This window comes from Burkholderia sp., from assembly GCF_018375725.1.
In the GTDB taxonomy this organism is placed as follows: domain Bacteria; phylum Pseudomonadota; class Gammaproteobacteria; order Burkholderiales; family Burkholderiaceae; genus Burkholderia.
This window is the reverse complement of record NZ_JAHACR010000117.1, coordinates 1-11,526: the sequence shown is the minus strand read 5'-3', so window position 1 is coordinate 11,526 and position 11,526 is coordinate 1. Positions and strand designations below refer to the sequence as shown.

Genomic DNA, 11,526 nt, shown 5'->3' with positions numbered 1-11,526 from the left:
TGGCGGTCGAGGGCGTCGGTTTCGAGTTCGTTCGCGACGTGCACCCGGGCGAAGCCATCTTCATCGACCAGGCCGGCAATTTCCACAGCCAGCAATGCGCGGAGCACGCGAGCCTCAACCCGTGCATGTTCGAATATGTGTACCTCGCGCGTCCGGATTCGTGCATCGACGGCGTGCCGGTCTACAACGTGCGTCTGCGCATGGGCGACTACCTCGCGGAGAAGATCAAGCGCGAACTGCCCAACGTGCCGATCGACGTCGTGATGCCGATTCCCGATTCGTCGCGGCCGGCTGCGATGCAGGTTGCGGCAAAGCTTGGCGTCGAGTTCCGCGAGGGCTTCTTCAAGAACCGCTATGTCGGCCGCACGTTCATCATGCCGGGCCAGGCTGTGCGCAAGAAATCGGTGCGCCAGAAGCTCAACGCGATGAGCATCGAGTTCAAGGACAAGCACGTGCTGATCGTCGACGATTCGATCGTGCGCGGCACGACGTCGCACGAAATCGTGCAGATGGCGCGCGACGCCGGCGCGAAGTCGGTGATCTTCGCGTCGGCGGCGCCGCCCGTGAAGTTCCCGAACGTGTACGGCATCGACATGCCGACGCGCGGCGAACTCGTGGCGCACGGTCGCACCGACGAAGAGGTCGCGAAGATCATCGGCGCCGATTACCTGATCTATCAGGACGTCGACGATCTGCGCCGCGCGATGCGCGACATCAACCCGAAGCTCGAGGGCTTCGAGGCTTCGTGCTTCGACGGCCACTACATCACCGGCGACGTCACGCCGGAGTATCTCGATTCGATCGAACGGGCGCGCCTCGCGCCGGCAGCGCAGGATGATCGCGACATGGGCGGCGACGCGTCCGCGCGTTCGCAGATGGATCTCCAGCTGTCGGAGAAATGAGCCGGACGCACATTGACGATCGTGCGTGATACGATGTGGCCTTGCGTCGATTTGATTTCAGCTTGCGGACGCGGGGCCAGCTCCCGAAACAGCTAAAGCGAAGGCCGGCGGCAGCCGGCCCGAGTCGATCGCTGTTGTACCGCACCGAAGCCCGCTGATGCCGACGCATAGCGGGCTTTTTGTTTGGCTTGATCCGTGCGGCCCTGCACGGACATCGGAAACGGAAACACGGAACATGGACGACTCTCTCAATTTCGATACGCTCGCCGTGCGTGCGGGCACGCTGCGCAGTGATTTCAACGAGCATTCCGAAGCGCTGTTCCTCACGTCGAGCTTCTGCTTCAAGAGTGCGGCAGATGCCGCCGAACGCTTCGCGAATGCGGAAGAGTTTTTCACTTATTCGCGCTTCACGAACCCGACCGTGACGATGTTCCAGGAGCGTCTCGCGGCACTCGAAGGCGGCGAGGCGTGCATCGCGACCGCGTCCGGCATGGCGGCGATCATGTCGGTCGTGATGTCCGCGCTGCAGGCGGGCGATCATCTCGTCAGCTCGCGCAGCCTGTTCGGCTCGACGCTCGGCATGTTCTCGCAGATCTTCAGCAAGTTCGGCATCGCGACGACCTTCGTCGATCCGACCGACCTGAATGCGTGGAAGGAAGCGATTCGTCCGGAAACGAAGATGTTTTTCCTGGAGACGCCGTCGAATCCGCTGACCGAACTGGCCGACATCGAGGCGATCGGCAAGATCGCGAAATCGGCAAACGCGCTGTTCGTCGTCGACAACTGTTTCTGCAGCCCGGTGCTCCAGCAGCCGTTGAAGCTCGGTGCGGACGTCGTGATGCACTCGGCGACGAAATTCCTCGACGGGCAGGGCCGCGTGCTTGGCGGCGCGCTGGTCGGCTCGAAGGATTTCATCATGGGCAAGGTGTTCCCGTTCGTCCGCAGCGCGGGGCCGACGCTGTCCGCGTTCAACGCGTGGGTGCTGCTGAAGGGCCTGGAGACGCTGTCGCTGCGCGTCGAGCGCCAGTCGGCGAACGCGCTCGACATCGCGCGCTGGCTCGAACAGCATCCGGCCGTCGCGCGCGTCTTTTATCCGGGGCTTGAATCGCATCCGCAGTACGCGCTCGCGAAGCGTCAGCAGAAGGCGGGCGGCGCGATCGTGTCGTTCGAAGTGAAGGGCGACACGCCGGAAGCGCAGCGTGCGAATGCATGGCGCGTGATCGACAGCACCAGGCTGATCTCGATCACCGGCAACCTCGGCGACACGCGCACGACGATCACCCATCCGGCCACGACGACGCACGGCCGCATCACCCCGGAAGCGCGTGCAGCGGCCGGCATTACCGAGGGGCTGATCCGTCTTGCCGTGGGGCTCGAGGATCCGGCTGACTTGCGCGGCGACCTGGCGCGCGGCCTCGACGCCTGAACCGGACCGGTGGCGGGGGCGATGCGCTCAGGCGTGCGCGTCGCCTGCGCGCGGCGCGCGGCGCATCGCTTCCACCATCCACCGCAACGTGTCGTCGAGCGGCGTGACAGGCAGTTCACCCACCGCGCGCCGCAGCTTCTCGCGCGAGCCGCGCAAGCGCTTGACCTCGTGGTGCCGGACAAAGCCGGGATCGACCGTGACGTCGATCACATAGCCCGCGATGCGCGACAGCATCGCCAGCACTTCCTTCAGCGAATAGGCGCGCTCCGAACAGACGTTGAATGTCTCGCCCGCGGGCGCCGTTTCCAGCAGCCGCAGATACGTGGCCGTCACGTCACGCACGTCGGAGAAATCGCGGCTCACGTCGAGATTGCCGAGTGAAATACGCGGCGCGTGGCGCGCGACATGCGCGGCCAGTTTCGGCAGCAGATACGCTTCGCTCTGGCCGACGCCCGTGTAGTTGAACGGACGGGCGATCACGATCGGCAACCGGTCGAACCAGAGCCTGGCCATGTGTTCCATCGCGAGCTTGCTGACCGCGTAGTCGTTTGCCGGCTCGGGCGGAACCGCCTCATCGAGCACGCCGCGCGTCGAATTGCCGTATACATTTGCGCTGCTCGCGAGCAGCACCGCCGCCGGGCGGCGGTCGAGCCCCGCGAGTGCCGCCAGCAGGTTGCGTGTCCCGACGACGTTGACCTGATAGGTCGGCCCCGGCGCATCGTTTGCGACGTGCGCGCGCGCGGCAAGATGAACGACCGCATCGGGGCGCGCATCGGCGGCGGCGGCGCGCAATCCTTCCGCGTCGAGCAGGTCGACGGGCAGCAGCGTGCAGTTCGCGAGCGACGGATCGTCGGGGCGCGGCGTGCCGGGCGCCACCGTGCCCCACACGTCGTAGCCGGCTGCCGTCAGCTGCCGGGCCATGTAATGGCCTGTGAATCCCGCGAGTCCGGTGACGAACGCGCGGCGCGACGAGCGTTCAGAACGTGTCATGGCGCTGGTTCCGCGTCAGATCCGCTTCGACCATCATCTGGCAGAGTTGCTCGAGCGTCGTTTCGGGCGACCAGCCGAGCTTGCGCCTCGCCTTGTCCGCGCAGCCGATCAGCAGGTCGACCTCGGCCGGGCGGTAGAACTTCGGATTCACTTCGACGAGCACGTTACCCGTCGCCGCGTCGAGGCCGCGCTCCTGTTCACCCATGCCGCTCCATTCGATCTGGTAGCCCGCCGCCGCGAAGGCCATGCGCACGAAGTCGCGCACAGTCTCGGTGCGGTTGGTCGCGAGCACGTACGTGTCGGGCTCGTCGGCCTGCAGCATCCGCCACATCCCTTCGACATATTCCAGTGCAAAGCCCCAGTCGCGTTTCGCGTCGAGATTGCCGAGTTCGAGGCGAGCGGCTTTGCCGAGTTTGATCTTCGCGACCGTGTCGGTGATCTTGCGCGTGACGAATTCGCGGCCGCGCAGTGGCGACTCGTGGTTGAACAGGATGCCGCTGCTGCCGAACAGTCCGTATGACTCGCGGTAATTGACGGTCGTCCAGTGCGCGAACAGTTTCGCGACGCCATACGGGCTGCGCGGATAGAACGCCGTGGTTTCTGTCTGTGGAATCGCCTGCACCTTGCCGAACATTTCGGATGTCGAAGCCTGGTAGAAGCGCGTCCTCGGACTGACGACACGAATCGCTTCGAGCAGGTTCAGCGTGCCGAGGCCCGTCACTTCGGCAGTCGTCGACGGCTGGTCGAACGACACGCCAACGAAGCTCTGTGCGGCGAGGTTGTACAGCTCGTCCGGCTGAATGCGCTCGAGCAGGCGCAGGCTCGAACCCGCATCGGTCAGGTCGTGCTCGACGAGCGTGAGATTAGGATGCGACTCGACGCCGAGTTCGGCGATGCGCCAGAAATTGACCGAGCTGGTGCGCCGGTAGGTGCCCGTGACCTGATAGCCCTTGTCGAGCAGCAGCTTGGTCAGGTAGGCGCCGTCTTGCCCCGATACCCCGGTGATGACGGCCTTGCGAGTTTGGCTCATGGCAATGTCCTGGTCGAAACGATGGATAGAAATCAGGCGGTCGTGCGCGTTGCCGAGGTCGGCATCGCCTGGTGCATGCCGCCGCGCGTGAGTCGCCGTTCGAAGCCGTACCACGTGGCGGTGGCGCAGGCGACGGTGATCGCGAAGGCGAGCGCGGCGGTCGCATAGCGGTTCAGGTGCAGCGGCCAGAGTGCATACAGCACGCTGAGATGGATCAGGTACACGGTGTAGCTGACCGTGCCGAGATAGACGAGCGCAGGGTGCGTGAGCACGCGCTGCACGACGCCGCGGCCGCGCAGCGCGATCACGACGATCGACGTGCACAGCAGCATCGAGATGCTGTAGAGCATCGCATTCGACAGCGGCGTATTCGCTGCGCGAAAGCGCGGCGTCGTGTGATGCAGCCAGCCGAGGATCGCAAGCGACGCGAGCGCGACGGCGATCGCAAGCGGATAGAGCCGCTCCGGCGCGCGCCGGTCGCGGCGCAGCACGATGGCGAGCAGCGCGCCTGCGGCAAGCAGATCCATGCGAAACGGTGTCAGGTAATAAATCGGCCAAAACGCATCGAACCACGGCGTCGCGATCGCGCGCAGCAGCGGCGCGGCGATGATCAATGCAGCGGCGACCCACGCGAGCATGCGTTCCGGACACCACAGGACGACGAACGGCCAGAAGATATAGAACTGTTCTTCGACCGCCAGCGACCACAGCACATTGAGGCTGTCGTGGCCGATGCTGCCGAGCGACAGGCCGATATTGGTCGCGAAGAATGCGAACCACGGCCAGTGCGGCAGCCAGCCGGCGCCGAACAGCAGTGTCGACACGGCAAGCAGCAGCACGTAGGGCGGCAGGATGCGGCGTACGCGCCGGCTGTAGAAATGACCGAAGTACGACTGTCCCCGCGTCTTGCTATCGAGCAGGATGCCGGTGATCAACAGGCCGCTCAGCACGAAGAACAGATCGACGCCCATCCAGAGCGGTGCCTTCAGCGCGTGCTGCAAAAACACGGCGCCCACCGCGATCGCGCGCAATCCGTCGAGCTGGACGATGCGGCCGTGATGCGGCGAAGGCGGCCCGGCCGGACGCGGGCGCGCCGTCATCGCGACGCCCCGCTGCGGCCTGCTGTGCGCGCGGCGGCCGGACGCGTATTCGATGCGTATACGTAATGCATGCCTTTCAATGGAATGTCGAATCGAAATCGATTCTAGGGAAAAGAAATCGGAAAAAAACGCACGCGGTTTAACTGATGGAACGCATGCGGTTTCATTTATTTTTATCGCGCGGGGCAATGTTCCGGAGCGACGCGACGGGATGCCGGATTGGCGGGCCCGGCAGTTTCTACGGTATCGACGAGGCGATGCGGTCGTTCTTGCCGCCTTGTTCCGTCATTGACGATCCGTTCCTGATCGGCATCCGGAACGGAAATATCCCCAAATATTTCCAAATTTCTTGTGATTATTTTTGCTTGTAACCTGCATCGCGTCGTTTGAAACCCATTTGGCGATGTCACGTTCGCGCGGTGTGCCGCGCCTTCGTTCGAAAACCTGCGCATGGCATGTCGCCGATGCGCCGGATCGCTGAAGCATCGAATGTGGAGAAGCGCATTGCGACGTCTGATACTGGCCGGCATGACACTCAGCGCGTCGCTGTTCACGAGTGCCGCGATAGCCGAAACAGTGTTGCCCGCGACGACGTCGTGGATCGGCAACACCTATGGTTTCGGCGACGGCGCATGGACGCAGATCGACATCCGTGCGATCGCGGTGACGCCCGACGGCAAGGTCTATACGAACGCGCCGTGGGATGAGAGCGGTGCGGAAGCGAGCGTCTATCAGGACGGCCGGATGCTCGGCTTCGCCGGCGGCACGCATGGCTGGGGCAATCTCGGCGGCAATGCGGTCGCGGTGAACGGCAAGTATGCGTACATCGCGATCGGCGTCGGCAACGAGCGGGGCCGCCTCGTGTCGCCCGGCATATGGCCGGAGAAAGGGCGCCAATGGTTCGGCATCTCGCGGCGCGCGCTCGGTGACACGAAGCAGGCCGCGCCGTTTCGCGCCGCGCCCGCGCTCGCCGGCAACGGCCGTGCGGACGGCGGCCGCGCAAGAATGGCCGCCAGCTTCCTGACGGTCAACGATGTACCGACCGGCACGAAGGCGGAAGTGGGCGGTCTCGCGGCCGACGAGCGGACACTGTTCTCGACCAATCCGACGCGCGACGCCGTCGACGTGTTCGATGCCGAGACGATGGAAAAGAAAGGGACGTGGAGCGTGCACGAGCCGGGCCGCATCGCGCTCGCCGGGGACGGCACGCTGTGGCTGCTTGCCGATACGCTCGCCGGGCCGGCGCGGCTCGCGCACTATCGCGCGGACGGCCGCAAGCTCGACGATGCGCCGGCATTGCCCGCGAACAGCGAGGCGGTCGATGTCGCGGTCGATGCGAAAGGCCGCGTGCTCGTGGCCGACAACGGCCCGCGCCAGCAGATCCTGATCTATTCGAAAGGTACTGAAGGTTATGCGCTGTCCGGCTCACTCGGCGAGCGCGGCGGCATTTTCTCCGGTATCGCCGGACGGCCCGGCCCGCAGCGCTTCAACGGATTGACCGGCGTCGGCGCCGATCGGGCCGGCAACATCTATGTGTCGATGAACGGCATCGGTCCGCGTCACGACACGATCGGCGCGGGCCTCGGCGCGGTGCTCGAGAGCTACGCGCCGGACGGCCGCCTGCGCTGGCAGGTGCAGGGGCTGTTGTTCGTCGATGGCGCATGGATCGATCCTGCGCGGCCGAACAGCGTCTACACGGGGAACAAGCGCTTTGAACTCGATCTGTCGAAGCCCGCGGGCAGGGAATGGACGTATGCGGGCTTCCTGTCGAACCGCTTCAGGTATCCCGACGATCCGGTATTCCGCACCGATCAATGGCCGGGCATGCCGATGGCGCGCCGGCTCGACGGCCGCACGTTCCTGTACCTGACCGACATGTACGCCGATCACCTGAAGATCTACCGCTTCGATCCGAAGCGCGACGGCGAAATCGCGATTCCGTCGGGTCTGCTCGCGGGGCGCGCGCGTCCGGTCGACAAGGTGCCGAACAAGCCGCCCGGGGGCGAATGGATCTGGCGCGACGCCAACGGCAACGGCCGCTTCGACGACGGCGAGTTCGAGATGAACACGACCGGCAAGGGCAAGGCGGGCGGCTGGGGCTGGTGGGTCGACACGAACGGCGACATCTGGCGCACGAGCGATGTGCGCGGCATTCACCGCTTCCGCTACGGCGGCCTCGACAAGGCCGGCAACCCGATCTACGCGTATTCGAAGCTGACGACCTATCCGGTGCCGCAGCCGTTCACAGCGCTGCGCCGCTCGATGTACGAGCCGCAGACCGACACGCTGTATGTGAGCGGTTATACCGCCGACGCGATGCCGCAGGCGGGCATCAACAAGGAAGTCGGCCGCGTGCTGGTGCGCTACGACAAATGGTCGACCGGCGCGCCGGTCGTGCGCTACACGATCGCACTGCCGTGGCAGCCGGACGCGAAACCGATCCTGACGCTGATCGGCATCACGGTCGAGGGCCGCTACCTCTTCGCGGTGGAGCCGGTCGGCAAGATCCACGTGTACGACAAGGAAACCGGCAGGGAAGTCGGCGTGATGAGCCCGGGCCCGGAAGTGGGCCGGGCGTCCGGCTGGGTCGACGTGCCGTTCGGCATCAGTGCGGCGAAGCGGGCGAACGGCGAGTACCTCGTGTTCGTCGAGGAAGACGCGCGCGGCAAGGTGCTGATGTATCGCTGGAAGCCGTGACGGGCGCCACGCGCATCGTCGTCGCGCAGCACAGGGCGGGAGCATGGATAAAGGAATACTGAAGAACATCGCGATCAATTTTCTCGGGCTGATCCTGCCGACCTTCGTGTCGCTGGTGACGGTGCCGGCCTACATTCACGCGCTGGGCGTCGAGCGTTATGGCGTCATCAGCCTCGTGTGGACGCTGATCGGCTATTTCGGGATTCTCGATCTCGGCATGAGCATGGCCGCGCAGAACCATATCTCGAAGGCGCTGGCGAGCGGCGACGACGCGGAAAGCGCACGTGTGTTCTGGAGTGCGTTCTGGCTGAATCTCGGGACGGGGATCGCGGGCGGATTGCTGATCTATTTCGGCGCGTTCGTGTACACCGCGTATTTCACGAAGGTGTCGGCCGAGTTGCAGCACGAGGTTTATCTGGCACTCCCGTGGCTTGCGCTGGCGATTCCGCTGGCGAACGTGTCGTGGGTGTTTGCCGGCGCGATCAACGGCGCGGAACGTTTCGGCGTGTTCAACACGAATCAGACGATCGGCACGTTCCTGTTTCAGTTGCTGCCGCTCGCGGCGGCATGGTGGATCGCGCCGAACCTGCAGACGGTGCTCGCCGCGGCGGTCGCCGCGCGCTTCATCGCCGCGGTGCTGCTCGGGCACGCGAGCCTCCGGGTGCTCGGCATCCGGCGCATCGCGCCGCCTCGGCTGGGCACCGCGAAGGGACTGTTCAGCTTCGGCGGATGGATGCTGATCGCGAGCATGACCGGCATGATCGCCGACACGCTCGACCGCGTGATGCTCGGCGCCGGCCTCGGCGCGAAGTCCGTCACGTACTACACGGTGCCGCAGAATCTCGTCGCGCGGCTGAACATGCTGCCGAACGCGCTGGTGCGCACACTGTTTCCGCGTCTGTCGGCGGTCGGGCGCGATCATGCCGATTCGCTCGCGCACCAGTCGCTCGAATTCCTGAACGGCGTATTCACGCCGGCCGCGATCGTCGCGATCTTCGCGCTCGGGCCGTTCCTGACATGGTGGGTCGGCGCCGATCTCGCCGCGCATGCCGCGCCGGTCGGCCGTGTGCTCGTGATCGGCGTATGGCTCGTCGGTCAGGCGAGCGTCACGCGGATCCTGATCCAGTCGCAGGTCAATCCGGCGCGTGCGGCGATGGCCGGGCTCGTCGTGATGCCGTTTTTCGTCGGCGGCCTGTGGGCCGGCATCCATCACTTCGGTCTGCTCGGGGCGGCGGTGGCGGTCGCGGCGCGCGCGCTCGTCGATTACGGCGTCCTGCTTCATCTGTCGGCGATCCGGATGCGCCGGATCGTGCTCGACATGGCCGCGCATCTCGCCTTCCTGCTCGCGAGCCTTTTTCTCGCGCACGCATGGCCGGAGCTGGCCGGGTCGATCGGTCTGGGCGCGGTCGCGCTGACACTCAACGCCGCATGGTCGATCACGATGACACCCGGCATCCGCGCGCTCGCGCGCGACCTGCTGATGCGTTTCAATGCGAGGAAAACCACATGAATCGGGATCTGGCGGATGACGCCGTATCGGATATCGAGGCGGTCGGCACCGCGGACGTTGCCGCTGCGGGTGAAGGACCTGCGCCGCATGCCCGCCCTTGCGCGGATCGTGGCTACGCCGCGCGCCCGCCGGCGCGGCCGCTGCGCGTAGCGATCATCCACGACTGGCTTGTCACGTACGCGGGCGCCGAGCGCGTGCTCGAGCAAATCGTCGCGTGCTTTCCCGACGCGGACCTGTTCAGCCTCGTCGATTTTCTCGGCGATGATCGCGCGTTCGTGCGCGGCAAGCCGGTTCGGACATCGTTCATCCAGAAGCTGCCGTTTGCGCGCACCCAATACCGCAGCTACCTGCCGTTGATGCCGCTCGCGATCGAGCAACTCGACGTGTCGGGCTACGACCTCGTGATATCGAGCAGTCACGCGGTCGCGAAAGGCGTGTTGACCGGGCCGGATCAGGTGCATATCAGCTACGTGCATTCGCCGATCCGCTACGCCTGGGATCTTCAGCATCAGTACCTGGCACAGTCGAATCTGACGCACGGGCCGAAATCGCTGCTCGCGCGGATGATCCTGCATTACATCCGCAACTGGGATACGCGTACCGCGAATTCAGTGGACGGCTTCGTCGCGAATTCCGCCTTCATCGCGCGGCGGGTCAGGAAGGTCTATCAGCGCGACGCCGCGGTGATCTTTCCGCCGGTCGACGTCGACGCGTTTTCGCTGAATCCGGTCAAGGAAGATTTCTACCTGACTGCGTCGCGGATGGTGCCGTACAAGAAGATCGACCTGATCGTCGAGGCGTTCTCGCAGATGCCGCAGCGCAAGCTCGTCGTGATCGGCGATGGCCCGGACATGCAGAAGGTCCGCGCGAAGGCCGGCCCGAATGTCGAGATCATGGGTTATCAGCCGTTCGCGGTGCTGCGCGACCGGATGCGGCGCGCGAAGGCCTTCGTGTTCGCCGCCGAAGAGGATTTCGGCATTTCGGTGGTCGAGGCGCAGGCGTGCGGCACGCCGGTCATCGCATACGGCAAGGGCGGCGCGCTCGAAACCGTGTGCGATCCGCGATCGCATGCGCAGCCGACCGGGTTGTTTTTCGACGCGCAGTCCGTGCAGTCGATCATGGCGGCCGTCGACGATTTCGAGCACGATCCGTCGCGCTTCACGGCCGAGGCATGCCGCGCGAACGCGGAACGGTTTTCCGCCGACACATTCCGGCGGCGCTTTCTCGACTATGTCGAAGCGGCGCTGCCCGGCGCGAGCGCGTCGCGGGGTTCGGGCGATAGGCCGCCGCCGGTCGCCGTGCATGCGCCGCCGGCCGTCGTGCACGCGCCGGCGACGCTGGTTCTCGACCAGAGCGGCGTGCTCGGCGGCGCGGAGCTGTCGCTGCTCGAACTCATGAAGCACATGCGTTCGAATGCCGATGTGCTGCTGTTCGAAGACGGGCCGTTCCGCGCGGCGCTCGACGAGATCGGCGCACGCGTGGAGGTCGCCGAGCAGGGCGCGCTGGCCCGCGTGCGCAAACGGGGCGGCGTATCGCCGGGCGCGCTGGCGGGGCTCGCCAGGCTGGTGCGCGACGTCGCGCAGCATGCGCGTCACGCCGACGTGATCTATGCCAACACGCAGCGCGCCATGGTGGTCGGCGCGCTGGCCGGGCGTCTCGCGCGCAAGCCCGTGGTCTGGCATTTGCGCGACATCGTCAGCGACGCGCATTTCGGCCGCAAGCAATTGTTCGCGATCAGGCAGTGCGCGCGTCTCGGCGTGACGAAGGTGATCGCGAATTCCGGTGCATCCGCACAGGCGTTTCTCGATCTAAGCGGCTTTGCGCCGGAGCGCGTCGAGGTCGTATTCAACGGGATTTCGGCCGAGCCGTTC

Annotated in this window: 8 protein-coding genes; 5 read left to right on the top strand and 3 right to left on the bottom strand. The window is 65.5% G+C overall.

Going from position 1 to position 11,526, the window contains the following annotated elements:
* Positions 1-902, top strand: a 902-nt coding sequence (locus KH616_RS14045; RefSeq protein ID WP_292245414.1) for an amidophosphoribosyltransferase, incomplete at its 5' end; no start/stop codon positions are given.
* A gap of 235 nt (positions 903-1,137) precedes the next feature.
* Positions 1,138-2,328, top strand: a complete 1,191-nt coding sequence (locus KH616_RS14040) for an O-succinylhomoserine sulfhydrylase (protein ID WP_292245412.1) — start codon at positions 1,138-1,140, stop codon at positions 2,326-2,328.
* Positions 2,329-2,355: 27 nt separating this feature from the next.
* Here the strand turns inward: KH616_RS14040 and KH616_RS14035 are convergent, their stop codons facing one another.
* From KH616_RS14035 to KH616_RS14025, 3 genes are read right to left on the bottom strand one after another with little or no spacing between them, the layout of a single operon-like run.
* Positions 2,356-3,318, bottom strand: a complete 963-nt coding sequence (locus tag KH616_RS14035; RefSeq protein WP_292245410.1) for a GDP-mannose 4,6-dehydratase — start codon at positions 3,316-3,318, stop codon at positions 2,356-2,358.
* Positions 3,305-4,348 (bottom strand): GDP-mannose 4,6-dehydratase, encoded by a 1,044-nt coding sequence (gene gmd, locus KH616_RS14030; RefSeq protein ID WP_292245408.1) that lies wholly within the window; start codon positions 4,346-4,348, stop codon positions 3,305-3,307. Before gmd ends, KH616_RS14035 begins: the two co-directional genes overlap by 14 nt.
* 32 nt (positions 4,349-4,380) lie before the next feature.
* Entirely contained in the window at positions 4,381-5,448 is a 1,068-nt protein-coding gene (locus KH616_RS14025) for an acyltransferase (RefSeq protein WP_292245406.1), read from the bottom strand.
* 528 nt (positions 5,449-5,976) lie between these two features.
* Between KH616_RS14025 and KH616_RS14020 the strand changes: the two genes are divergently transcribed.
* The 3 genes from KH616_RS14020 to KH616_RS14010 all read left to right on the top strand — a co-directional run.
* Positions 5,977-8,145 carry a hypothetical protein gene (locus KH616_RS14020; RefSeq protein WP_292245416.1) on the top strand — a complete coding sequence of 723 codons (2,169 nt, stop codon included), beginning with the start codon at positions 5,977-5,979 and terminating at the stop codon, positions 8,143-8,145.
* 43 nt (positions 8,146-8,188) lie between these two features.
* Positions 8,189-9,655 (top strand): oligosaccharide flippase family protein, encoded by a 1,467-nt coding sequence (locus KH616_RS14015; RefSeq protein WP_292245404.1) that lies wholly within the window; start codon positions 8,189-8,191, stop codon positions 9,653-9,655.
* Positions 9,652-11,526 (top strand): glycosyltransferase (locus tag KH616_RS14010; protein WP_292245403.1); only part of this gene is annotated, 1,875 nt, incomplete at its 3' end. The genes KH616_RS14015 and KH616_RS14010, both read left to right, overlap by 4 nt.